This is a genomic window from Ochrobactrum sp. BTU2 (genome assembly GCF_024539785.1).
Taxonomy (GTDB): domain Bacteria; phylum Pseudomonadota; class Alphaproteobacteria; order Rhizobiales; family Rhizobiaceae; genus Brucella; species Brucella anthropi.
On record NZ_JAHWRG010000026.1, the window covers coordinates 1 to 23724 of the forward strand.

Here is a 23724-nt window from a genome sequence, read left to right on the forward strand (position 1 = left end):
GTACGCCGCAAAAGCATGAAAATGGCTGCAATCGAGCTCGGCGTAACAACCTCAGCTATCAGTCATCGTATGAAAAAACTGGAGGCGGATTTGGGTGTGCGATTGCTCAACCGTACCAGCCGCTCCCTCACGCCGACCGAAGCCGGTGCGGCACTCGCGACACAACTTGAAAGCGGACTGCGGACGATAGGGGAGGCCTTGGAAGCTCTGACCAGTCAGCGCGACTTTCCATCGGGGCGCATAAGGCTCAACGCGCTGCGCGATGCTGCACGACTGATCATCGCGCCCATCTTACCGCGCTATACGCAAACCTATCCCGATATGCATCTCGACATCACTATAGATGACCAGATGGTTGATATCGTCGCTGAGGGCTTCGATGCGGGGATCCGTTATGGTGATCGGGTGCCGCAGGATATGATTGGCGTTGCGCTGACCGGTCCCTTGCAATGGATTGTGGTCGGATCTCCGGCATTGATATCAAGGGCAGGGTGCCCCGAAACGCCGGACGATCTGCTCCGCTTGCCGTGTATAGAGACGAGGCTCGGGGACAATTCCCGATATGCATGGGAATTGGGGAACGGTGCTTCCTTGCGCCGGGTCGATGTGAAAGGACCGATTTGCGCCAATGAAACCGAACAGGCTGTGGAAGCCGCTTTGGGCGGGATCGGCTTTGCCTATTGTCTGGAGCCATTGGTCAAGAACTACCTGGACGCAGGTGCGCTTGAAGCCGTGCTACCGGACTGGGCTTCGGAAGGTCCGCCCCTGACCATGTATTATCCGAGCAGACGACAGGTTCCATCTGGTTTGCGACGGCTCATCGATCTCATCCGCGAAGATCAGGGCCTCGCGAAATTGGTGGTCGCTGAGGAAGTCGGATCACGTTAAGAGCCGTTGTTGATTATTCGTCATTCTTTCGTTGAGTAACACTCAGCAGATTAGCATTGCCTCGGCTCCCCTTCGGGATCAAATATGCGTCACACCTGTTATGCATGGGATCGGCGCTGTCTTCCATGCGTGGTCAAACCATTTCACTCATGGAGATGCGTTATGCATTATTCTGCAGCGGCTGATCGCTATCAGTCAGATATGATCTATCGCCGCACCGGTCGGAGCGGTATCGACCTGCCAGCGATATCGCTTGGCCTCTGGCACAATTTCGGTGGCCGGGATGTCTACGAAAACGGTCGCGCGATTCTCCGTCGCGCCTTCGATCTGGGCGTGACCCATTTCGATCTAGCGAACAATTATGGCCCGCCTCCCGGATCTGCCGAAGAAAACTTCGGTCGCATCATGACCAGCGATTTTCGACCTTATCGCGATGAGATGATTATCTCATCGAAAGCCGGTTGGGACATGTGGCCGGGGCCTTACGGTGGCATTGGCGGCAGCCGCAAATATCTGATTGCCAGTCTCGACCAGTCGCTGCAGCGGATGGGTCTCGACTATGTCGACATCTTCTATTCGCACCGTGTCGATGCCACGACGCCTCTGGAAGAGACGATGGGAGCGCTCGCGCATCTGCATCGCCAGGGCAAGGCGCTTTATGTCGGTATTTCGAGCTATTCGCCGGAACTGACGCTGAAGGCGGCGGCGATCCTGAAGGAAGAGCGCGTGCCGCTTTTCATTCACCAGCCGAATTACAACATGTTCAATCGCTGGATCGAGAATGGGCTTCTCGATACGCTGGATGAACTGGGCACCGGTTGCATCGTGTTTTCGCCGCTGGCTCAGGGTTTGCTGACATCGCGCTATCTGAACGGCATTCCGGAAGGTGCGCGGGCGAATCAGGGCGGCTCCCTGAAAGCCAGCGCAGAGAACGAAGAACTGCTGGGGCGCATCCGGGCATTGAACGTCATTGCGGAGCGTCGTGGACAGACTTTGGCCCAGATGGCAATTGCGTGGACGCTTCGCGATCCGCGCGTCACCTCTTCGCTCATCGGGGCAAGCTCGGTCGCGCAGCTTGAAAACTCTTTGGGTGCTTTGAAGGGACTGGAATTCAGTGCCGAGGAACTGGCTGAAATTGACCAGTATGCGCATGATGGCGGAACCGACTGGTGGAAGAGCTCGACTTCGCTTTGAGCGTCAAGTTTAACGAACAAAATGATAAAAGGCCGTACGCTTTGCGTGCGGCCTTTTTGCTGGAGCGCATCCCGAAAAGTGTGAAACGGTTTTCGGGATGCGCTTCAAAACAAATATTGAGAGCGCCGATCTGATTCAATCAGATCGAAATGCGCTCTAGGAATAAGATGCGGCGAAAGCAATTCACGTGGCGAGATGAAATTGCTATAGGCGAGAGGGGTTCACGGCTGGCGCACGATCCCGCGCCAAGTCTGGCCTTCGGGGGAAGTATATTCGAGAAGATGTCGCTGCGGTCTATTAAGGGCAGTTTGAAATATCCGCTGATCCGTGCGGGGCTGGAGGCTATTGCCTTTTCCGGTGCGTCGGCGCTTTTCCCTTCTGCCGGTGGGCGCGGTGTCGTCTTCACGATGCATCACGTCAAACCGGAAGATGGGACAGATCGGTCAGACCCCAACGCCATTCTTTCGATTACGCCGCAAACGCTTGAAATGGCGATAGAAGCGGCATTGGAAGCGGGCCTTGTGCCGGTGCATTTGCATGACTTGCCGAGGCTGCTTTCCGAACAAGGCAGCACCCGGAAATATGTCGCCTTCACGCTGGACGACGGTTATCGGAACAATGCAGACTTCGCGGCCCCTGTGTTTGCCAGATACAGCATTCCCTACACGATTTTCATCACGACGGGTTTCGTGGAACGCAAGCGATCCATGTGGTGGCGGACGATTGCGGCTCTGGTGACGGAGGCCGACAGTTTCCAGTTCGACTTTGGCGGCGGTGTTCTCGATGTGCGCGCAGCAACTCCGGCCCAGAAATCAGCGGCCTTTGCCCAGCTTGTGCAGTTCATGCAGTGTTTCGACGAAGACGAGGCAGTAGCCCGCATAGATGCAGCTGCACAGACGGTCGGGATCGACGCAATTTCCCTTGTCGATGAATCGGTGATGAACCCATCGGAATTGCGCGCTCTTGCGCTCGATCCGCTTGTGCATCTTGGCGCGCACACTGTCACTCATGTCAATTTACGTCGTGTCGACGACGAAAGACTGGCCAAGGAAATCGCTGACTCGACCGAATCAGTAGGAGGCTATGCTGGTTACAGGCCGCGATCCTTTGCCTATCCATATGGATGGAAGGCGGCCGTTGGCGAACGCGAGATTGGGGCGGTTTCAGAAGGCGGGTTCGATGTGGGCGTGACCACCCAGCCCGGTGTGCTGCAGCAAACAGGTGTTATGCCAGCCGCAGCGATTCCGCGTATTTCACTCAACGGCTATTTTCAGAAGAAACGCTATATAAAGGTGCTTGTTTCAGGCCTGCCGTTCAAGCTGCTCTAGCAATAGTCCATTTCCAGAAATACTGCCCTGAAACACGAAAGGCCGCCTGTCGGCAGCCTTCGTAAAACCTGATCTGGAGAAAAACTGGAGCGGGCGAAGGGATTCGAACCCTCGACCCCAACCTTGGCAAGATTACGCTGATCGTACGCCACACTATCCAAAATCGCGAAAATATACTATAAATCATAGTGTTAGTCTGATCTCTATTCGCTATCATTCGCCATGATAGACCGAAAATTTCGCTTACACTGCTTACTTATTGCTTACACGGGTGCTATTATCAAGCCGTGTAAGCAGAGCGATCAAGCGAGGAAGCGACATGGCCAAACTGACGAAGAAGGCCGTTGAGGCGCTGGAAGCGCCGGCTACGGGACAAGCATTCCTGTGGGATGGAGAGTTGAAAGGCTTCGGCATCCGCGTGACCAAGGCCGGGGTCAAGACCTTCATCATCCAGTACCGAAACGCCGAGGGGAAAAGCCGCCGCATCAACATCGGCCGCTTTGGCATCATGACCGTCGAGAACGCGCGTGATGAAGCCAAGATCAAGCTCGGCGCGGTCGCTGCCGGTGAGGACCCGGCCGATACTGACGACAATGCCCACCAGCAGGCCACGGTTTCCGATCTCTGCGACTGGTATCTCACCGAGGCCGAGGCCGGTCGCATCCTCGGCCGCCGCAATCGACCGATCAAGAAGTCGACCCTTGCCATGGACAAGAGCCGCATCGAAACGCACATCAAGCCGCTCCTTGGCAAGCGTCTCGCCCACACCTTGAAGGTAGCTGACATCGAGGGGATGCAATCCGATATCGTGGCCGGCAAGACGGCGAAGCCGCGAGGCAAGGGCCGAGGCGGCGTCACCACCGGCGGACCCGGCGTTGCATCCCGCGCTGTCGGAACCCTTCAAAGCATCCTTGGTCATGCCGCTCGTCTCGACAAGCTGGAAAGCCATCCCAGCCGGGGAGCGCGTAAGCTGGCGGGCAACAAGAAGCAGCGGCGCCTCAGCGTAGCCGAGATCAGGAAGCTCGGCGCGGCGATGCGTCATGCGGAGCGCGACGGTGAAAACCCGGTGGCGCTCGCCATCGTCCGGTTCCTGGCACTCACCGGCTTCCGCATCTCCGAGGGGCAGGGCCTGCAACGGCATTGGCTCCATGCCGATGCCGGCTATGTCGCCTTCCCCGACACCAAGGGGGATGCGCAGATTCGTGCGATCGGTCCTTCCGCCGCGAAGATCGCTGCCGGCCAGCCGATTCGCGGAAAAAGCCCCTATGTCTTCCCGTCCGATATTACCGACGGGCATTTCACGGCGGCCAAGGCTTGCCTCTTCAGGCTCTGCGCCAGCGTCGGGATCAAGGGTATCACGCCGCACACGTTGCGTCATACGTTCGGCAGCGTCGCCGGCGATCTCGGCTTCTCCGAACTGACGATCAGGGCACTGCTTGGCCATGCCGCCCAGAGCGTGACCCAGGGCTATGTGCATATCGACGAGGCTCTGAAGCTCGCCGTCACCCGCACCTGCGAGGAGATCGCCTCCCTGCTGGATGAAGAGGACAAGGCTGGACTTCCCGAGCAGGAAGAAAAGCGGGCAGCATGATGGTGCAAGGCAAAAAGCTGCACTCCGTCCCCGGCGGCAGTTGGCCTTGCATTGTTAGTCAAATGGATGTACATATTCGAAGGAATGAAAACTTGCTCAGGTCACTACCCATGCCACAGAAACAGACTAGACTACATCAGGACGCGCCGGGCCGGGTAGAACGGCTCGGGTTCCGGATTGACGAAGCGACGAAGGATCTCATCGAGCGTGCCGCGTATCTCTCGCAGCGCAAGGTGAGCGACTTCTGCGTGACGGCGCTTGCCGACACGGCACGCCGGACGATTGCCGAGCATGAAATGCTCGTGCTCTCCGACCGGGACCGCGAGGCTTTCTTCAATGCGCTGATCAATCCGCCGGCGCCGAGCGATCGTCTTCAGCGCGCGTTCGCCGACCACAAGCGCCGGGTCACCCCGTAAGAATGGCATCCTCCCAACCGGATTTGCAGATCGTGCCGCTCGCGGCCGACCATGATCGCGATGCCTTTTCGTGCGGGGTAGACGGCCTCGACCGTTATCTGCGGACGCAGGCGAGCCAAGACGTACGGCGCAAGGCGAACGGTGTCTTCATGCTCATCGAACCGGAGCAGCCCCGAACGGTGCTCGGCTATTACACGCTCTGCGCGACGGGCTTGCCGCAGGGCGACGTTCCCGTCGCCGCCCGCAAGCATATCCCGCGTTATCCGCTGGTAAGCGCCACGCTGGTCGGGCGCCTTGCGGTATCGACCGCACGGCAAGGGGAACGCCTAGGGGCGATCCTGCTCGCCGACGCCGTGCAGCGTGCTTACGCCTCCGCCTCGACTATCGGTTCGTCGATGCTGGTCGTTGACGCAATCAGTGAGCGCGCTGCCGCCTTCTACGAAGGCAACGGGTTTGTGCGCCTGCCGGATTCGATGCGACTGGTGCTGCCCATGTATGTCATCGAGAAGATGCTGAAGTCCTGATCAGGCTCAAGCGCAACTGAAGCTCTCCTGTGCTTTAGGTCGCCCGATACGAGCAGAGCGGCCTGCCAGATCGGAATATGCGTGCAGCAATGCCAACAATGGTTCAGGCGCCGATCGTGATCCCGTCACGGTCAGTCCCGTTCAAGGCTCCCTTCAAGGTTTCAGCGTATTCCGAAACCCTCGCGTCAGTGCAATGCTATCGAGAAGTTGTACTGAATGCCTTATGATATTGAGTCGGGGGCTTTCGAATGTATCTCAAGAACTTTAAGCTGCGAAATTTCCGTTCATTTGATGTCGGCGAGATCGAATTGCAAAGTGATCTCACGGTATTTGTCGGTGAAAACAATGGTGGAAAAAGCAACGCCATCGATGCCTTGCGTCTTCTGACGCCTCCGTTGGGAGGGCGGAGAGACATCTATTGCGAAGCAACAGACGTGCGTTTTCAGAGCACATCCACCACCTTTGAACTGGAAGCCTATTTCGAAGGGCTGACGATTGGACAGCAAGGGCGCTTCATATCGGCTGCAACCGATGCGACCCTGACGCGGGCATGTTTCGGACTACGTTTTGACGGCGCGAGAGTGGGCTTCAAGCCTGTCGTCTGGGCCGGACGAGATGGAAATTCGCCGGAGCCGGGTTGCCACGAAATGGTTCGTCACGTTTACTTGCCGCCGCTGCGCGATGCCAAGAGATCGTTGGCTTCAGGCAATCCCACTCGAATCCTGGCTCTCCTGAATCATTTCCTCGAGGGTACGACCTCGACGCAGCTCGCCAAGGAACTTTCTCGATCTCATTCACACGAAGTCCTTGCGAAGGTGGATGGGGCTGTTGATGAGGGCCTCAAAGCGCTCACGTCAGGCGTTCGACGACAGACTGCTTCTTTGGGCTTCGCAACCGATGAAGCGCTCGTCGATATCGCCCGCGATCTTCGTTTTAAACTGGCCGACCACGGTGTCGATCCCGAAGACCTTCGCTATTCGGGGCACGGCTACGCAAACCTTCTCTTCATGGCGACAATCGCGGTGGAGCTTGAGAAGGTACGCAGCGCAGACCTGACGCTCTTCCTTGTGGAAGAGCCCGAAGCTCACCTTCACCCCCAACTCCAAGCCGCCGTGCTCGCATTCTTACGTGACCAGGCCGCGCAGTCTCGAAGCTCGCCGCCGGCGGATCATTCTCCTGCCGGCGAATTGCAGGTTGTCGTTGCCACCCATTCGCCCAATCTTTCTGCTTGGGTCAGCAGCGATCGGCTTGTCGTCTTTAAATCCGTTGTGGCACCTGCGGAGTCGTCTGAAACAAAGCCCGCGATCCAAGCCGTCGAGGCGGATGCCGCCGTCATCGAGACGGGGCTCAGCGCCGATACGACTACAAGCGGCAGCACTTCGGACAGCGATTCACTAGCCGTCACGATGACGGCGGCGGCGCTGCGAAGATCCACTCAATGCATCCCGCTTTCGAAGATGGCGCTTGATGCGCTGGAACGACGAAAAGTTGATCGTTATCTTGACGTCACCAAGGCCGCGCTTCTGTTCGGTGGGCGCGTCTTGCTCGTGGAAGGCATCGCAGAAGCGTTGCTCCTGCCGACGATCGCTAAACATCACACGCTCAAGGGCCAGGAGGACAAGCTTCGCCTGTTCCGTTCAGCCGTTTTCGTCCCGATCGACGGTGTCGATTTCGGCCCTTACGCCACGCTGCTGCTGACATCCATCGACGGTGCTCGCATTGCCGATCGCGTTGTCATCATTACGGATGGTGATCGGGCACTGCCGAAGGATGACGAGGACGATGACACCAAGCACGCAGACACAACGCCCGCAGATGGCGGAACCTCTTCCGCTCCGGACACGGAGAAAGCTGCCTCTGTAGCAGAGGCTGCATCGGAGGAGAAAAGCCAACCGGAGCCTCCGATCCCTGGAGAAGCGCGGAAAGCTGCGCTGGAGGCACTTGCGGACAGTCTCGGCGCGGCTGACCACATCGCTGTGGTAACAAGCACCTATTCGCTGGAAACGGAACTCTTGGAGGGCGGCAACGAGCCCATAATGCGCAAGGCATTTCTGGAGCTTCACCCGAAATCCAAGAAAAAATGGGAATCGGCCGTAGCTCTCTCCGGTGACGAGAGGGCAAAGCGTATTCATTCAATTTTCAAGACAACCCGAAAGGGAGATTTTGCCCAAATCCTGGCTCGCCTGATCGAGGATGGAGAGGATTTCAAGGTTCCAGACTACATTGCAAAGGCGATCGACGAGGTGGTCATTCCTTGACGGCAAATTCATATCTGCCAACCGGCGAGCAACTGGCCATCATCGGACACCCTGGTCCTGCATTCGTCACGGCCTGTCCCGGCGCGGGCAAGACCAGAACCGTGGTGGAACGCGCACGCAAATTGCTGGAAAATTGCGACGACCGCCGCGGAGTCGCCTTTCTATCTTTCACAAATGCAGCAGTCGATGAACTGGAGGCTCGTCTGCGGACCTTCGGCGTTCTTCCTTCTCCCCTGTTCCCCAGTTTTATCGGGACGTTCGATCGTTTCCTTTGGCAGTTCCTAATCGCTCCTTTCGGAATACCGGGTTGCGATCGCGTGCCAAAACTCATTCCTGACAAGAGCGATTGGGAGGTGAAGCCTTCATTTGATGGCGCGCAGAGCCTGCCTCTCAAGTGCTTCGACCGCAGCACGGGAAAAGTCGACGCGGGCCTCGCCAAAGAAGAGGGGTTCGATGTTGCGAGCCGCAATATAGGGGCGCATGAAGCGCGCGCTCGGACGGTCATCGCAAACGCGAAGAAGCTAGGGCTTGTTGATTTCGAGGACGTACGAGTTTGCGTTCGCGACCGCCTGGCAGATGCATCATTCGCAACACGTGTTGGAGCTGCGCTGGCCGGACGTTTCCGGGAAATTGTCGTCGACGAAGCGCAGGACTGCAATCCCGCTGATCTGGCTATCGTCGACTGGCTTCGGCAGTCCGGTATTCCTGTGAAAGTAATCTGTGACCCTCATCAATCCATCTATGAATTTCGAGGCGGTGTAACCAACGAGCTGGAAAATTTTGCAAAGACGTTCTCTCAGCAAGACCGGCTCCCTATGAGCGGGAATTTCCGATCGACGCCAGCGATCTGCGCGGCCATCGTGGGACTTCGGCCTCCTTCCGCGCGTTCCAATCCAGACCAGCCGCTAGGCCGCCACCGCAATGATCTGACGCCCGTTCACGTATTCTCTTACGGTAGCAGCGGTGTTTCGTCGATGATAGGATCGGCTTTTCGGAAGCTCGTCGATGATCTAGGCATCCCGCTTCAGGCCGCGCCTGTACTCGCATCGACGCGTTCAAGTGGCGCCAAAGCCATCGGTCAGCCGACGCTCAAGCCGACCAATCACATGACACTTCTTCTGGCGGAAGCGGCGATGAACTATCATTTTGCTTTCGCGGTCGGAAACCGGCGTGATGCGCTTGTCAACCTCCATCGCATCATCCTTCTTGTACAGAACCGCATCAGTTCACTTGGTGAATATCATTCCCATTTGGCGGGTCAGAATATTGAGGACGGTCGATGGCGACCGGAGATCATAGCGATCGCAAACGGACTTGGTTTTGCAGCAGGAGAAACAGCCGATCAGTGGTTGGGAAGAGCGCGCAATCTTCTCGGACCGGGTTTGGTCGGCTCGTCGACCATCAGCAATCGACTTCGCAGTCATGCCGATCTGTCCGCCACTTTGGCGGGCACACCATCAGACTCCCCTCCGGCCCGAACCATTCACTCGGTCAAGGGGCTGGAGTTCCCGGCCGTATGCGTGGTGATGACAACGAAAACTGCCGGCGGGATCATCGAGTTCCTGGAAAGCGGCACCTCTGTGGGAAGTGAAGAGGATGCTCGCAAGATCTACGTCGCAGCATCACGGGCGGAGCGCTTGCTTGCCATCGCCGTTCCGAAGAGCCGTGCGGCTCGGCTGCAGGCATTGCTTGCAGGTGTCGGTTGCTCAGTCAAGGCGCATGAGATTTAGGATTGCGTGCCCTTGTCGCTATACTTCATGAAGTGCTTACGGAAGGCAATGACAAGGCCATCATCTTTTGTGGCGTTGCAGATTTTCAGGATGTCCGGAGCTGCACGGATTTCGAGCGAATAACGCGATTCCTTTACGGTTTTCCGCGCCGTCTCGAACATCGACTTCCCCTGCTCCGAAAGTGAACCTGTCGTCCAGAACTCAAAACGGAGCTTCAGGTTTTTCCATTCCGGGTGAGCCCGGGCAGCCTTGTATAGCACCGGTACATTGTGCTGAAGCCAACGTTGCATTTCCTGGTCTGGTACGTCGCCGTCCTTCCCGGTTTTCGTCATGAATCCCAGATATGATGGCGCGGTCAGATCCCAAGCGAATGTTCCTACCATTGGCCGGTTCTCGCCGTCGCGCGTCACAACCTTGTCATAACTGACGATGCCAAGCTTTCTCACCCAATCGCGTACGGCTGTCAGGAGAAATCCCTCCGTAATCAGCCGGACCCGTACATCCGATGCCCGAAATTCATAGTGTCCTGGCGACTGAACCAGTGCAATGCAATCTCCGAGGCCGGACACCTCAACTCTCTCAAGCAGACCAGCTTCATTCAAGCGTTTAAAGATCGTTTCGGGCGACAGGTGCCGTGACTGTTTGATGGGAGCGCCGCAAGCGATTGGAAAGTGCTCTGCTGGCATCAGACCGCCGCGCTGACGCAGTGCGGCGATGGCAAGGCCGTAGGCCGATCTAGAACCCAGCAGTGCATCGATCAGCTTTTCCCAATAGATCGGCGAGCCAAACTGGGATTGCAGATACATAAAACGTGCTTTGCGTGGAAACGTGAGATAGCCAAGTCGCTTGACCTCGGCTCCGATGCGGGAAACCCGCTTGCGCGCCGCAACTGGCGAAATGTGGAGCATCTCAACCAGGTGTTGGCTGACGACGCTGGACAGCGCCGGGCCGTGAGATTCCAAAAACGATTCGGCCACGTCACTCATGAGAATTTCTTGATGTCACACAGCGCTATTAATACCATCAGTACATGGCACGGACGCCTCTTTTTTGCGTCTCCTTGTTCGTCATTGAATTTATTCATGTTTTTAAAACATTGTGAGTTCGTTTTTGTCGTCCATGTCACAATCATCCTGTCCGTTGCTTATACATCGAGGAAATATTCGTCTCTTCAGGGTCGCAAAATACCGGTTCTGAATTTCATAAGTTGGGACCTTCAAGTGAGGCAGTCGGAGCCGAGAGAAAACTTCACAAGCGCTCCGCACTCCAGGCCTTGGCGCCATGATCAGCCCACCATTCCGCTGCGCCATTTCCGCAACCGGGACGCTTAGGGTTTTTCTCCCCGAACATACTCTTCATAGCTTGAGAAGCAGCGTCGACCCTTGGATGTATTTGATTTGGCAATCCGTGTTCTTCCGATCCGCTGTTGAAGATATTCACAGACGCGGGGAAAATCCTCCATTGCCAACGAGCGCCATGGCGCCCGAAAATTGGTCTCGATATTCTTTGAAATCACACCGTAGTTGAATTTGGTCGCACGCGAGGTGTCCGCCGAAGCGAATTCATTGTAGCGGCTGATCAGGTACTGAATATACCGGCTCGCATCCTGATTGGCACCGATGGTCCCAGCCGCAGGTTGGTATTTTATGGTTTTGCCTGATGTCTTGACGTTTACGGTGCTGCCTATGATCGTGCCCGGACTGGCGATGACCACGTTCCCGTTGTTGTTGTTAACCTCAATGCGACCCATCGCATTCAAAAGTATTTTTGCATAAAAGACGTCCGACGCCTGTTCGGGGCGACCGAGCTCGGACTCGCGGATGCTCTTGATGTGCTGCAGCGCGTCGGCCGAATATATGTCGGGCTCCGTATCGACTATCTTATGATGTCGCCGGCAGAGGAGGATCAGATTGTCGAAGGAATGACGTTCCTCCTCCGACTGCGTCTCGTCGAAACGCGGACCACCTGTGCTTTGCGCCTTTATATGGCAAATCTCTCCTGTGATCGTTCCGGCAGTCTCGACGATTGGCGAGGAGCAGTTTGGGAAGGCGCAGACATTTCCAGATAGCGCGAACAGCCTTCGTATTGTTTTTTCTGATGGTCCGGACAAATTCCTCCCCCTGTACCCTACAATCTTGATGTTGACGGCATCCGGCTTTCCGGCTTGCCAGCGTATTCCCCGTGCTTCTTGTTCAAAACAAAAACCTCGGGAAAAAGGGCAAGGGCGATTCGCCCGGTAAGGCTATCCGGAGCATCCTGCTCCGTCGCGAATGCCAGCGCCAGTTTGCTCTGAACGCTTCTGGCGTCGAGTATCGATTTCCGATCGCAAAGTTCGGCAAATCGGCGGAGAAGGCGGGCAAAGCGGTGCCGCCGTTCGACATTAAGGAATGTGTTCAGAACTTCTACGAGATTCTTCTGCCGTGATCCGACAGGTTTACCGTCTAATAGCGAGAGCAGGCAATTGATCAATGCGTCTGTGTCAGCCTCCTCAAGGCCACGGCTATCGATATCCGAAAGTGCCAGTTTATCTCTTAACTCAAAAAGCAACTGGCCACGCTCGGGCCACTGTGTCCCGTGATCGCCCGTGGCCGCTCGCCATCGTGTGAGAAAATCTTCATGCCAGGGCGGCGCCGGCGCAACTGCAAACGCACGACCGCTCGGCAACCAGTTCAATTCGGACAGTGTGACAAGTTTCGACTTCCACAGATTCTCGCCCATCCAGAATACACGAAGCACGACCTCATGATTTTGCCGGGATAGGCGGATCGTCTCGTCATCCATCGAGAATAGGTTTTTGTTGTGGGAGTAAAATATATCCTCGAAAGAGCTAAGAAGGCGCCCATTCTCGCTCGGCGGTTCAAAATTCCATGTTAGCCAAAGGAGGCGATAGGACTCGCCATCGTAGAAATCCTCGCGCTGAATGATTATCGGGATCTGGGTCGTCGCGAGTTGGACTTCCACGACTATTGGTGATCCCTCGTATACGGCGCGAACGTCCGGGCGGCGTTTGCCAGTCTCGGTTATGAGATACTCGTCGATCACCACACTCTGGTCCTGAGTCCGATTGTCTGCCCTCAGTAGTTCGCCGACGATACCCTTGATCCTGGCGTGCAGGGGACTTTCTTGGACCCCCTGAAACTGGCGAGCGCTGACGGTATCCACGTCGGATGGCGTACCCGTCCACCATAGACAATCTTGAGGAGCGCCGGGATGATGCTTCCAGTATGGCCGCCCGGTACGTCCTTCCCTTGGGGCATAAACGGCGTGCCCGCACAAACCGCACACATATCGTGGTTTTCTGTCCAGTCGGGCTCTGGTCGCCAATCTCCGGATGATTTGATAAGCGTCCTTATGCAGCCCCATCAATTCATCGCTTGAAATCGACTGCATCGTTTCCAGATCGACAGCCCGCTTTAGTGTCCTTTTGAATGGTTTCTCCGCCATTTCACCGAATCAGCCCCACCGAAGATTATGAAGCAGTATCGCACCTGCAGGAGCATTAGCTGGTCAATTTAAGAGGCCGGCCGTATGCGGAGCCAGTTTTCCAGCGCCCGTTGTCGGAAGCTTTGCCACGTTTGGCGTTTCCGTTATCTCGTTGGCGGCGTGCATTCCTATCCTGCCTGCGCGCCCAGAAGCTCACCAGGGAGGCGGTTTTGTCCGATTCCTGAAACCCTGATCCACGATTTTACGGATTTACGGCTGAAGGCGTCGTTCCCCGGCTTGTTGCAATGTCCGGGCGTACAGGCCAGAAAACAGCTATCGAATATACGCTTTAGTCCGTTTTCAGAATGATGGTTCCGCACTTATGGCCAAGAAGCCGGTCGAACGACTTGATCCGACACCTTCCACGATAAAGAAACTCTTCGCCTATAGCGGAAACCAGTGCGCTATCCCCGATTGCCAGGAGCAGCTTGTCGATACAAGCGGCTCCATGCTGGGCAAGATTGCCCATATCTGCGCCGCCGAAAAAGGTGGGCCGCGCTTCGATGCTAAGATGAGCAACGAAGACCGCCGCGCCTTCGACAACCTGCTTCTCGTTTGCGGCAAGCACCATGACATCATCGACCACATGCCGAACGTGAAGACCTATACGGTCGATGTGCTGCGCAAATACAAAGCCGATCACGAAGGCCGTTTCAAGCGGGCGGAACGGCAACTCATCGCGCAGGTTACCGATACGACTCAAGCCATGTTGCCGACCTATCCGAAAACGCTGAAGAGATACGGGGAGGTGTTCGACGTTACCGATTCGATGAACCTCGACGAGGAGGTCGAGGGCTTGGCAGATTTCATCGACAAGCTGAAGGAGCTTCCTCTCGATGAACGTGCCTTCGCCATCAAGCTGGCGGAACGGATGAGACGGCGGGAGGTCAATGATCTGCCGGCTGAGGATGTGGCGGGTGCATTCAGCCTGGGCAAAACCAAACTACGCCAGCGTATGAACCTGCTGGAGCATCATGGCCTTGGCGATATCACCGAAGGGCACGGTTACCAGCAATATGTGGTGCGTCTGTGGGACCGCGATCCCGGCGGCAATCCCTGGATCGAAATGCTGGAATTCTGCGACAAGACCGGCATCGCCATCGACAGTCTCGTCTACGATCTCAACTTCGCGCAATATGACGCATGACGGCATCGTCTCAATGCTATCGGCGGCATAGGCTTTGGTTTGAAATTGCTGGCCGAGGTTGCGAGGCTGAATTCTGGACTGTCGTTTCCACGAGTTTCCGTATCTACGTTTTTGCACTGCTTCGTTTTTGTGGGGGGAAGCCTTCTCCCTGGCCGGCACTGCGTTGCCGGCGCACCCTCTTAAGCGGGGGACCCCCGCAACGCCCCCTTGAGAGTGAGAGTGCGGACCGGCTTTCCGTGACGGGTTGAGGGCTGGGAGAGAGGCTCCCGGCGCCCGTCGCGGAGAACCGCGATGTCCAGATATGACCGCAGCGCGCGCACCGGCGCGGACCTGGCGAACCTTTACGACGAAATCACCGGCAAGATCATCGCCGAGCTGGAGGCCGGGCGCATTCCCTGGGTGCAGCCCTGGGGAACCTCCGCTGCGAAAGCGCCGCTCGGCCTGCCGCAAAACGCCTCGACCGGACGAAATTACTCGGGGATCAACGTCCTCATCCTCTGGGGCGCCGTCATCGAGCATGGTTTCCCCGGCCAGGGCTGGCTCACTTTTCGTCAGGCCCTCTCGCTCGGCGGCAACGTCCGCAAGGGCGAGCGCGGCACCACCGTCGTCTATGCCGATCGCTTCGTTCCCGAGGACGAGAAGAAGCGTGCCCGCGACACCGGCGAGGAAGCCCACGCCATCCCCTTCCTGAAAAGATTCACCGTCTTCAGCACGGCGCAATGCGAAGGTCTGCCCGAGGAGATCGGGGCCGTCACGCCACCGCCGCCGCCCGGCATGATCGAGCCGAAGGTCGAGGCGCTGATCAAGGCAACCGGCATCGACTTCCGCATCGGCGGCAATAAGGCGTTCTATGTCCCGGCGCTCGACTATATCCAGGTGCCTCCGCCGGCTGCCTATTTCGAGCCGATCAACTGGCACAGAACTGCGCTCCACGAAGTCAGTCACGCGAGCGGCCACCATAGCCGGCTCAACCGTGATCTCTCCGGTTCCTTCGGCTCAAAGCCCTATTTTTTCGAGGAATGCGTGGCCGAAATTTCCAGCGCTTTTTGCTGCGCGGCCACCGGGATCGTCCCGACCGTGCGGCACAGCGATTACATCGGGGCGTGGATCGAAACGATGCGCGCCGACAATCGTGTCATCGTCCGCGCCGCCTCGCAGGCGAGCAAGGCGGCCGACTGGATCTTGTCCTTCCTGCCGGAAGACGAGCGCCCGGCCGTGGAGCCCGATATCGCCATCGACAGGAGGGCCGCGTGATGCGTTTCCATCGCGGGCACAGGCCCGAAGCCTATGGGGACACGTCGCGCAAACGCGCGGCGTTCCTGCGCAAGCAGCGTCTCGAACGCGAGGCGCTGCCGCTGTTTGCCGCCGACATCGCCGCCGGGCAGCACAGCGTCGACCAGGAAATGGCCCGCCGCGCCATCGGGTGGGATGAAGCCGAACGCGAGCGCCGCAGCCGGCGGGCGGCCTGGTGGCGCAAGGGCCGCGCGCGGCTGTTCGCGCTGCCCGATCCGCTGCGCCAGCGCGTCCGCGAGATCTGGCGGACCTGCCCCTATCCGGCCGATCCGGCAAGCTTTGCCGATTTCCTCCATCAGATCGCCGTCGGTAAGCTCGATCCCTACAGGCCGCCATGGGTCTTCCATCAGGAGCGCGCGGCGCGGATCACCCGCAACCCGGCAACCTTCGCCGACGCCTTCCGCCAGATCGGCAAGCGCAAGGCCGGTGGCGGGCAGAACACAACCGAAGCCGACGAGCTGCTCTTTTGCGGCAATCTCGGCTCGGGCATCCTTTTCCTCGCCTCGCAGGCCCGGCCGATCGATCCGGGCGAAAGCCTCCATATCCTCAACAGTCACCGCCTCGGCGGTGCCTATGTCGGGAAGGCCAGCCATTGGGTCGAGATCGAGGGGTGCGGCGCGTGCTCCGATGCGGACCTCGCCCTGATCGAGCGGCTCGCCCAGGCCGGCGACACCCGGCCCGTCGTCGTCCGGCGCATGGTCCGTGTCGTGCCGAGGCCGGAATCGGAGGTGCGCCATGACCGGGCGCTCCCTTCCGCCCGACCATAATAGCGGGCCGCCGCTCGCCGAGCCGGATGATCGGCAGGTTGTTCGTCATGCGCCCGATCCGCCTGCAATACGCGAAGCCGGAAATGCGGATCTTCGGGTTTCCGCTTCGCCGGTTTTGTTGGCGCTGCCCTCTTTAGAGTGAGAGGGCGGCGCTTTGCTTCGTGACGGGTTCAGGGTTGAGAGAGAGGCTCTCGACGCCCGTCGTGGAGAAACCACCATGGCAAAAGCTGCCAAGAAAATCGTCTTCTCGCGTTCGCGTGACATTCCCTTCAACCAGCTCGTGCTCAGCGAGGCCAACATCCGGCGTGTCCGTCCCGACGCCAATGTCGAGGAACTGACCCAGGACATCGAACGCCGCGAGGATCTGATCCAGGGTCTCAATGTCCGTCCGGTTCTCGACGCCGACAGCAACGAGACCGGCCTGTTTGAGGTCCCGGCCGGCGGCCGTCGCTACCGCGCGATCGAGCGGCTGGTGAAGACGAAGCGTTTTCCGAAGGACGGCCTCGTGCCGTGCATCGTGCGCGATCCGGGCACCAGGATTCTCGCCGAGGACGACTCCCTTGCCGAGAATGTCCAGCGCGTCGGCATCCATCCGCTCGACCAGTACCGCGCCTTCCATGACATGCACCGGAAGGGCATGAGCCACGAGGAGATCGCCGTCGCCTATTTCACGACGTCCGAGTTCGTGAAGCAGCGGCTCCGGCTTGCCGGCGTCTCGCCCGTCCTGCTGGACATCTATGCCGACGACGGCATGACGCTGGCGCAACTGGAAGCGTTCACCGTCAATCCCGACCATGCCCGCCAGGAACAGGTCTGGGACGCCATCCAGCATTCCTACAATCGCCAGCCCTGGTATATCCGCCAGTTGCTGACCGAGACCACCGTTCCCGCTTCCGACAAGCGGGCGCGGTTCATCGGCATCGACGCTTATCTCGCCGCCGGTGGCCCGGTCCTGCGTGACCTGTTCCAGGCCGACGAAGGCGGTTGGCTGGAGGACGTGCCGCTGCTCGACGGGCTGGTCTCCGAAAAGCTGAAGACCATCGCCGACGAGATCGCCAATGAAGGCTGGAAGTGGATCGCCGTCGATATCAATCTTCCCTACGGCTATGATCGCGGCCTGCGCGCCATCGCCAGCACTTTCGCCGATCTGACCGACGACGAGCGGGCCGCCCGCCAGGCGCTTCGCGACGAATACGAGCGGATCGAAGCCGAATACGAAGGCGCCGACGAGCTGCCGGACGAGATCGACCAGCGGCTTGGCGAGATCGAGACGGCGCTCGAAGCCTTCGAGAAGCGTCCGGTCATCTACGATCCGGCCGAAATGGCATGCGCCGGCGTCTTCGTCAGCATCGACGGCGAAGGCGAGCTTCTGATCGATCGCGGCCATGTCCGTCCGGAGGACGAGGCCCCGGTCGAGATCGAAGGCGCCCAACCCGACGGAGATGCCGAAGCCGAAGGCTCCGACGCACCGGCCGACCCCGTCGTCCATCGTGCCGTCATCACCATCGGCGGGCAGCAGCCCGAACCGGAGGATGAGGATGAGGTCGACGTCATCAAGCCGCTGTCCGAGAGGTTGGTGACGGAACTGACGGCCGAACGCACGCTTGCGCTGCGCGACAAGATAGCGAACGATCCTTCGGTCGCTTTCCTTGCCGTCCTGCACAAGTTCTGCAGGGACGTCTTCCCCCGCTTCAGCTCTTACGGCCCGGCCATGACGGTCTCGGTTCGCAGCACCGACTTCTCCCTTCAGGCGACGGGCCTGAAGGATACGCCGGCGGCGCGCGCCATCTTGGAGCGCCGCAAGGCCTGGGAGGAGCGCATGCCGAAGGACGAGGACGCCCTCTGGGATTGGCTCGTCTCCCTGGACGGCACCGAGCAGGCGGCGCTGTTTGCCCATTGCGCGGCGCTGGGCGTCAATGCGCTCTACGAGAAGCCGAACGGCACCACGATCACCGAGCATGGCATCCGGCAGCGTCTGGACGAAGCCGACCGTCTCGCCCGTGCCGTCGATCTCGACATGGCGGAGGCAGGCTGGAAGCCCACGGTCGAGAATTACCTCGGCCGCGTTCCTAAGGCCCGCATCCTCGCAGCCGTCCGCGAAGGTGCCGGCGACCGTGCTGCCGATCTGATTGCCCATCTGAAAAAGGGCGACATGGCCAAGGAGGCCGAGCGCCTGCTGGCCGATACCGGCTGGCTGCCGGAGCCGCTGCGCCTTGCCGATCTCGACGCCGATCAGGCCGTGGAGCCGTCGGCAGGCGTTGAGGACGGCGATGAAACGACGCTGCCGGACTTCCTCGCCGGAGATGACGATGAGGATGCCTCGGACGACGACGCCAGTGGCGAGGAGCCGGAGCACCTGGTTGCCGCCGAATAGGTCACATCCGCGGGGCGGCTCCAGTCGCCCCGCCACCTTTTGCCGTCGATCGCCCGGCCTCCGTCAAGGAGTGCCGGGTTTTTCATTTTCACAATCTGCCGTGATCTGTTGTAGATTCATGCTGTCCCAATGCCGCCACCGGCGTTGGGGCAACCGGCAAGAGGGAGAGCGCGGTCGGTTCGTTGGTGACGGGTCGGAATTCGGGAGAGAGGCTCCCGATGCCTGTCACGGAGAACCCCGTATGACCAATATCCTTCGCAAATTCCTTGCAGTCTTCTTCGATGGGTCTGGCGTGAACGCCTTTTCGGTTCCCTCGATCATTGAGGCTTCGCCGCTGCGTATCGTCTGCTCGGGTATCGTTGAGTATCCGGAGGACGATCCGGTTTTTGGCACATATTGCGTCCAGCACGCGCTGGTCATCGACGGATGTGCATCAATCGAAGAGGCTATCGGTGTCATTCATGACAGGATTGCCAGAAACGACCTTGGTTCGGATGCCGATGGCGCCTTGAGCTTCACGCTGCGCTTGTTCACCGTCCTCGACGATGAACAGCGGCTGGCCCTTGTCGGCGAAGTTCGCGGCGGAAGTATTCGATGGTGCCCTCCCACCCTTTCCGACGAAGAGGCGAGCCACGTTGCCGCGCAAGTCGCGCGCCTGCGTGCTGAGGCCTCGTTTGAGGCGGGATGGGATAATTCCGGCACAGCCGAGAACCTGCGGTTTCAGGCGGATGTGCTCGCCGGCCGACTGGTCGATCCGTTTTGGCGCGACGCCGCTCGCACCGCGCTCACCCCGAAAACCTGACCCATCCTACCGAAGCATTTTCTCAACATCGCCCGGTCGTCGCGCCGGGCTTTCCCGTTTCAGGAGAACAGCAATGGCTATCCCCGAACATGCCCGCACCAACTTCAACACGCTCCTGCGTGCCGCAGGCGACGGCAATCTCGCCCTCATGGAGTGCCTGGATGCCGTCACCGGCGAGCCGCGCTATGTCCTTTGCGCGGTCGGCCGCGATAGTGGCGATTATATCTTCATCCCGTTCGGCCATTTGACCGACGGCAATCCCTATGACGCCTATTTGCCACCGGACCCTGACGATCCGGCCGGCGTCCTTCCGAGGCAAGCGAACGGAGGTCCGGCATGATCACGCTCGACGAGATATTTGCCGAAGATCGCCACCCCCCAGGATCGCTCGCTTCCATGGGAGGAGATCCAGGACGGTATGACCGTCGTCGTGGAGCCCAAGCCGCACTGGGCTTCCGACATGAGGGCCCTCCAGCTCATGGACCGGGCTTACTGCTATTACGCCGACTGGACCGGAAACGGTCCCGGCGCGCGGTTCTTCGCTCATCCCGAGACCTGCGGCGACGACGTGATGAGGAAGGCCCGCGCCATGATCGCCCGCGAGATCGCCGACGGTCTCTGGAAACCTTGAGAGGAAGAGGGCTGTGGGGCCGGGACGGGTCCGGACGGGCAAGAGAGCGCTGTCCGGATCTTTCCCTTCCGCTCTCCGGAGAATGAACCCCATGACCACTCAAGCGATCACATCTCCCCTCGCAACGCTTGTCCCCGATCATCGCCGCGAGATGTTCCTGCCGACGCTGTTCGGACTGCCGCTGCTGATCATCGCCGAGAACGCGGTCTACACATTCATGGACCGGCTCAGCCCGCGCGACTATGGCGGCGGCTTCTGGAATTTCTACGAATACGAGGGCAGCCCGCTGTTCCTCGCTCCGGCGTCCAAACCGCGCTACCGGATCGAAAGCGAGATCACGGAATATCGCGGCGAGGTCTCGGCGGAGGCGGCAGGCATCATCACCATGCTGTTCACCTTCTCGCATCTTTCCTTCCGGTATCAATCCGACCTGCTCGCGGAGGGGTACGGCCGTCTTCACGCCTATCTGGACGGCCATCCCGAGGCGTCCGAGATATTCCAGGCGATAGACTGAACGATATGGGGCGCCCCGCTTCCCGGTGGGGCGCTTTTGTCATGCCAGTCACGCTTGCCTCTTGAGAGGCAGAGAAAGGCCGGGACGGGTTTGAGCCAGTGCGGTCGAGAGAGAGCGCTGCGCGGGCTCGATCCTGTCCCGCTCTCCCGAGGCTTTTCCCATGACCATGATTTCCGCATCCGCGGCGGTCTCCGCCACCGCGCCGCTTCCGCTTGTCTCCGACACCGATGTTTCCGCCGCCATCTTCGCGGCGGCGGGCCTGCTGCTTCCCCATATCGAGCGCGGCCAGCGTGTCGATGCCGTCATCCTGCGCCAGGCGATGGAAACCGCCTTTGGCGCATCCGATGCCAGCGGTGCCTGGGATTGGAAGTCCGGCTACGACGCCTGCGAGGCCGCGACCGTCCTCATGCTGCGCAAATACGGAAAGGCGATTTTCCGTAAAGCCGGCTCTCCGGCTGCACGGCTTTCCGCGCTGGCGAAGATCGCCAGCCTCCTGCCGACGCATACGCGCCGCTCGGAGGAAAGCCAGACCTTCCAGCAGTTCTCTACCCCGATCCCGCTCGGCCTGGCCGCCGCGACGGCGGCCGCCATCACGCCAGCCGACCGCGTGCTCGAACCATCGGCTGGCACCGGCCTGCTCGCTATCCTCGCCGAGATCGCCGGCGGCGCGCTCATGCTCAACGAACTGGCCGAGATGCGCGCCGGTCTTCTCTCCTCCCTCTTTCCGGCCATCCCCGTCACCCGGCACGATGCCGCCCAGATCGACGACCATCTCGATCCGGTCGTGGTTCCGACCATCGTGCTGATGAACCCGCCGTTCTCGGTGCTTGCCAACGTCGAGACCCGCGTTGCCGATGCGGCTTATCGCCATGTCGCCTCTGCGCTGGCGCGTCTCGCGCCCGGCGGCCGGCTGGTGACGATCACTGGCGCGAACTTCGCCCCCGACAATCCGGCCTGGACCGACGCTTTCACCCAGCTGCAGGGGCGCGGACGCGTCGTCTTCTCCGCCGCCATCGACGGCTCGGTCTATGCCAGGCATGGCACGACCTTCCCGACGCGGCTCATGGTCATCGACAAACGGCCCGCCGACGATCCGGCTGTGTTCCCGGTCGCTCCCGGTGCCGCGCCGGATGTCGCCACGCTGATGGGCTGGCTCGACGAATATTTGCCTGCGCGGCTTGCCGTCGATCCGTCCGTCGCCGTGCCGGTCGCTGCTGCGCCCGCGCCCCGCAGCGTGCGCGGCTATCTGAACCGTGCCGCGAGATCCGCACCGGCCGCGCCGATGGCGGAACCCGAGGGCCAGCCGCTCGCCTATGAGACCGTCGATTGGCAGGCCGCCGAGGATGAGCGCATCTCCGACGCCATCTATGAGGAATACGGACTGCAGGCGATCCGTATTCCCGGCTCTCAGGCCCATCCGACCAGGCTGGTGCAGTCGGCGGCGATGGCCAGCGTCGCACCGCCGAAGCCCGGCTATCGGCCGCATCTGCCGGCCAATGTCCATGAACTGCTCTCCGATGCGCAGTTGGAAACCATCGTCTACGCGGGCGAGGCCCATTCCGACTACCTTGCCGGATCGTGGATGATGGACGACACCTTCGATGTCGTCACCGCCGCCCCCGAGGATGCAGAGAACGCCGTGCGCTTCCGGCGAGGCTATATGATCGGGGACGGCACCGGGGTCGGCAAGGGAAGGCAATCGGCCGCCGTCATCCTCGACAACTGGCTCCATGGCCGTCGCAAGGCGGTCTGGATATCGAAGTCGGACAAGCTCCTGGAAGACGCGCAACGGGATTGGAGCGCGCTCGGCATGGAGCGCCTGCTGGTCACGCCGCTCAGCCGCTTCCCGCAGGGCAAGCCCATCACGCTGCCGGAAGGCGTCCTGTTTACAACCTATGCCACGCTACGCTCCGACGACCGTGGCGAGAGGGTTTCGCGCGTCAAGCAGATCGTCGAATGGTTGGGCTCTGACTTCGATGGAGTGATCATTTTTGACGAGGCGCATTCGATGCAGAACGCCGCTGGCGGCAAGGGAGAACGCGGCGATGTCGCCGCCTCGCAGCAGGGCCGTGCCGGCCTGCGGCTCCAGCATGCGCTGCCGAATGCCCGCGTCGTCTACGTCTCGGCCACCGGCGCCACCACGGTCCACAATCTCGCCTATGCGCAGCGGCTAGGCCTCTGGGGCGGCGAGGATTTCCCGTTCTCGACGCGCGCCGAGTTCGTCGAGGCGATCGAGGCGGGTGGCGTCGCGGCTATGGAGGTACTGGCGCGCGACCTGCGCGCACTCGGCCTCTATACCGCCCGATCGCTCAGCTTCGACGGCGTGGAATACGAACTGGTCGAGCATGAACTGACCCCCGAACAAGTCCGCATCTACGACGCCTATGCCGCCGCCTTCGCCATCATCCATAACAATCTGGATGCGGCGATGGAGGCGGCCAACGTCACGGGCTCTTCCGGCACGCTGAACCGTCAAGCGAAGTCCGCCGCCCGCAGCGCCTTTGAATCGGCCAAACAGAGGTTCTTCGGTCATCTCCTGACGTCGATGATGACGCCGACGCTGATGCGGATGATCACCCGCGATCTGGAGGACGGCCACGCCGCCGTCATCCAGATCGTCTCGACCGGCGAGGCGCTGATGGAACGGCGGCTGGCCGAACTGCCGACGGAAGAATGGAACGACGTCCGCGTCGACATCACGCCGAGGGAGTATGTCTTATCCCGAACTCGGGATAACACATAATATGCCGCGTCGGCATTATGCAGAGCACGGCGGGTCAAGTC

At 59.8% G+C, this 23724-nt stretch carries 20 protein-coding genes and 1 pseudogene; 18 read left to right on the top strand and 3 right to left on the bottom strand.

Annotated elements, in window-relative coordinates:
• The 8 genes from KWJ32_RS25860 to KWJ32_RS25895 all read left to right on the top strand — a co-directional run.
• Window positions 1-888, top strand: an 888-nt coding sequence (locus KWJ32_RS25860) for a LysR family transcriptional regulator (protein ID WP_256886487.1), incomplete at its 5' end; no start/stop codon positions are given.
• A 162-nt stretch (window positions 889-1050) separates the two neighbouring features.
• The gene (gene mgrA / locus KWJ32_RS25865) at window positions 1051-2082 is read left to right on the top strand and encodes an L-glyceraldehyde 3-phosphate reductase (RefSeq protein ID WP_040129103.1); all 1032 of its coding nucleotides are present in this window, start codon (window positions 1051-1053) and stop codon (window positions 2080-2082) included.
• A 281-nt stretch (window positions 2083-2363) separates the two neighbouring features.
• Window positions 2364-3410 carry a polysaccharide deacetylase family protein gene (locus KWJ32_RS25870; protein WP_012091383.1) on the top strand — a complete coding sequence of 349 codons (1047 nt, stop codon included), beginning with the start codon at window positions 2364-2366 and terminating at the stop codon, window positions 3408-3410.
• Window positions 3411-3729: 319 nt separating this feature from the next.
• Window positions 3730-5001, top strand: a complete 1272-nt coding sequence (locus KWJ32_RS25875; RefSeq protein ID WP_256886488.1) for an integrase family protein — start codon at window positions 3730-3732, stop codon at window positions 4999-5001.
• Between the two features lie 110 nt (window positions 5002-5111).
• On the top strand, window positions 5112-5417 hold the full coding sequence (locus KWJ32_RS25880) for a DUF1778 domain-containing protein (RefSeq protein ID WP_256886489.1): 306 nt from the start codon (window positions 5112-5114) through the stop codon (window positions 5415-5417).
• Between the two features lie 2 nt (window positions 5418-5419).
• Window positions 5420-5941, top strand: coding sequence for a GNAT family N-acetyltransferase (locus KWJ32_RS25885; RefSeq protein ID WP_256886490.1), 522 nt, complete (start codon window positions 5420-5422; stop codon window positions 5939-5941).
• Between the two features lie 248 nt (window positions 5942-6189).
• Window positions 6190-8199: an AAA family ATPase gene (locus KWJ32_RS25890; RefSeq protein WP_256886491.1), complete on the top strand. Its 2010-nt coding sequence runs from the start codon at window positions 6190-6192 to the stop codon at window positions 8197-8199.
• The gene (locus KWJ32_RS25895; RefSeq protein WP_256886492.1) at window positions 8196-9929 is read left to right on the top strand and encodes an ATP-dependent helicase; all 1734 of its coding nucleotides are present in this window, start codon (window positions 8196-8198) and stop codon (window positions 9927-9929) included. Before KWJ32_RS25890 ends, KWJ32_RS25895 begins: the two co-directional genes overlap by 4 nt.
• Here KWJ32_RS25895 and KWJ32_RS25900 read toward each other — a convergent pair.
• From KWJ32_RS25900 to KWJ32_RS25910, 3 genes are all read right to left on the bottom strand, one after another.
• On the bottom strand, window positions 9926-10915 hold the full coding sequence (locus KWJ32_RS25900; protein ID WP_256886493.1) for a hypothetical protein: 990 nt from the start codon (window positions 10913-10915) through the stop codon (window positions 9926-9928). The genes KWJ32_RS25895 and KWJ32_RS25900 overlap by 4 nt on opposite strands.
• Before the next feature lie 341 nt (window positions 10916-11256).
• On the bottom strand, window positions 11257-12039 hold the full coding sequence (locus tag KWJ32_RS25905; protein WP_256886494.1) for an HNH endonuclease signature motif containing protein: 783 nt from the start codon (window positions 12037-12039) through the stop codon (window positions 11257-11259).
• Between the two features lie 17 nt (window positions 12040-12056).
• A complete protein-coding gene (locus KWJ32_RS25910; RefSeq protein WP_346016097.1) occupies window positions 12057-13373 on the bottom strand; it encodes a DUF6035 family protein in 1317 nt (438 codons plus the stop codon).
• Window positions 13374-13734: 361 nt separating this feature from the next.
• On the opposite strand from KWJ32_RS25910, the gene KWJ32_RS25915 reads away from it, so the two are divergent.
• The 10 genes and pseudogenes from KWJ32_RS25915 to KWJ32_RS25960 form a co-directional block, all read left to right on the top strand.
• Window positions 13735-14559 carry a hypothetical protein gene (locus KWJ32_RS25915; protein ID WP_256886495.1) on the top strand — a complete coding sequence of 275 codons (825 nt, stop codon included), beginning with the start codon at window positions 13735-13737 and terminating at the stop codon, window positions 14557-14559.
• Between the two features lie 291 nt (window positions 14560-14850).
• On the top strand, window positions 14851-15813 hold the full coding sequence (locus KWJ32_RS25920; protein WP_256886496.1) for a zincin-like metallopeptidase domain-containing protein: 963 nt from the start codon (window positions 14851-14853) through the stop codon (window positions 15811-15813).
• Window positions 15813-16619: a hypothetical protein gene (locus tag KWJ32_RS25925; protein WP_256886497.1), complete on the top strand. Its 807-nt coding sequence runs from the start codon at window positions 15813-15815 to the stop codon at window positions 16617-16619. Before KWJ32_RS25920 ends, KWJ32_RS25925 begins: the two co-directional genes overlap by 1 nt.
• Window positions 16588-16761 carry a hypothetical protein gene (locus KWJ32_RS25930; protein ID WP_256886498.1) on the top strand — a complete coding sequence of 58 codons (174 nt, stop codon included), beginning with the start codon at window positions 16588-16590 and terminating at the stop codon, window positions 16759-16761. The genes KWJ32_RS25925 and KWJ32_RS25930 overlap by 32 nt, the downstream gene beginning before the upstream one ends.
• Window positions 16762-16836: 75 nt before the next feature.
• A complete protein-coding gene (locus KWJ32_RS25935) occupies window positions 16837-18993 on the top strand; it encodes a ParB/RepB/Spo0J family partition protein (protein WP_256886499.1) in 2157 nt (718 codons plus the stop codon).
• A 241-nt stretch (window positions 18994-19234) separates the two neighbouring features.
• Complete coding sequence (locus tag KWJ32_RS25940) at window positions 19235-19795, top strand: hypothetical protein (protein ID WP_256886500.1); 561 nt, start codon at window positions 19235-19237, stop codon at window positions 19793-19795.
• A gap of 73 nt (window positions 19796-19868) precedes the next feature.
• Window positions 19869-20135: a DUF6117 family protein gene (locus KWJ32_RS25945; RefSeq protein WP_256886501.1), complete on the top strand. Its 267-nt coding sequence runs from the start codon at window positions 19869-19871 to the stop codon at window positions 20133-20135.
• Between the two features lie 78 nt (window positions 20136-20213).
• A complete protein-coding gene (locus KWJ32_RS25950) occupies window positions 20214-20426 on the top strand; it encodes a hypothetical protein (protein ID WP_346016098.1) in 213 nt (70 codons plus the stop codon).
• A 91-nt stretch (window positions 20427-20517) separates the two neighbouring features.
• The gene (locus KWJ32_RS25955; protein ID WP_256886502.1) at window positions 20518-20940 is read left to right on the top strand and encodes an antirestriction protein; all 423 of its coding nucleotides are present in this window, start codon (window positions 20518-20520) and stop codon (window positions 20938-20940) included.
• A gap of 160 nt (window positions 20941-21100) precedes the next feature.
• Window positions 21101-23659: pseudogene (locus KWJ32_RS25960) on the top strand (strawberry notch family protein); the annotation flags it as partial.
• Window positions 23660-23724: the final 65 nt, after the last annotated feature.

What these genes read in the sequence shown, in the direction of transcription:
- KWJ32_RS25920 (WP_256886496.1), top strand. Translation starts at nt 14,851, where the DNA reads ATGTCCAGATATGACCGCAGCGCGCGCACCGGCGCGGACCTGGCGAAC.
- KWJ32_RS25885 (WP_256886490.1), top strand. Translation starts at nt 5,420, where the DNA reads ATGGCATCCTCCCAACCGGATTTGCAGATCGTGCCGCTCGCGGCCGAC.
- KWJ32_RS25925 (WP_256886497.1), top strand. Translation starts at nt 15,813, where the DNA reads ATGCGTTTCCATCGCGGGCACAGGCCCGAAGCCTATGGGGACACGTCG.
- KWJ32_RS25880 (WP_256886489.1), top strand. Translation starts at nt 5,112, where the DNA reads ATGCCACAGAAACAGACTAGACTACATCAGGACGCGCCGGGCCGGGTA.
- KWJ32_RS25900 (WP_256886493.1), bottom strand. Translation starts at nt 10,915, where the DNA reads ATGAGTGACGTGGCCGAATCGTTTTTGGAATCTCACGGCCCGGCGCTG.
- KWJ32_RS25940 (WP_256886500.1), top strand. Translation starts at nt 19,235, where the DNA reads ATGACCAATATCCTTCGCAAATTCCTTGCAGTCTTCTTCGATGGGTCT.
- KWJ32_RS25950 (WP_346016098.1), top strand. Translation starts at nt 20,214, where the DNA reads ATGACCGTCGTCGTGGAGCCCAAGCCGCACTGGGCTTCCGACATGAGG.
- KWJ32_RS25890 (WP_256886491.1), top strand. Translation starts at nt 6,190, where the DNA reads ATGTATCTCAAGAACTTTAAGCTGCGAAATTTCCGTTCATTTGATGTC.
- KWJ32_RS25910 (WP_346016097.1), bottom strand. Translation starts at nt 13,373, where the DNA reads ATGGCGGAGAAACCATTCAAAAGGACACTAAAGCGGGCTGTCGATCTG.
- KWJ32_RS25935 (WP_256886499.1), top strand. Translation starts at nt 16,837, where the DNA reads ATGGCAAAAGCTGCCAAGAAAATCGTCTTCTCGCGTTCGCGTGACATT.
- KWJ32_RS25915 (WP_256886495.1), top strand. Translation starts at nt 13,735, where the DNA reads ATGGCCAAGAAGCCGGTCGAACGACTTGATCCGACACCTTCCACGATA.
- KWJ32_RS25870 (WP_012091383.1), top strand. Translation starts at nt 2,364, where the DNA reads ATGTCGCTGCGGTCTATTAAGGGCAGTTTGAAATATCCGCTGATCCGT.
- KWJ32_RS25930 (WP_256886498.1), top strand. Translation starts at nt 16,588, where the DNA reads ATGACCGGGCGCTCCCTTCCGCCCGACCATAATAGCGGGCCGCCGCTC.
- mgrA (WP_040129103.1), top strand. Translation starts at nt 1,051, where the DNA reads ATGCATTATTCTGCAGCGGCTGATCGCTATCAGTCAGATATGATCTAT.
- KWJ32_RS25945 (WP_256886501.1), top strand. Translation starts at nt 19,869, where the DNA reads ATGGCTATCCCCGAACATGCCCGCACCAACTTCAACACGCTCCTGCGT.
- KWJ32_RS25955 (WP_256886502.1), top strand. Translation starts at nt 20,518, where the DNA reads ATGACCACTCAAGCGATCACATCTCCCCTCGCAACGCTTGTCCCCGAT.
- KWJ32_RS25875 (WP_256886488.1), top strand. Translation starts at nt 3,730, where the DNA reads ATGGCCAAACTGACGAAGAAGGCCGTTGAGGCGCTGGAAGCGCCGGCT.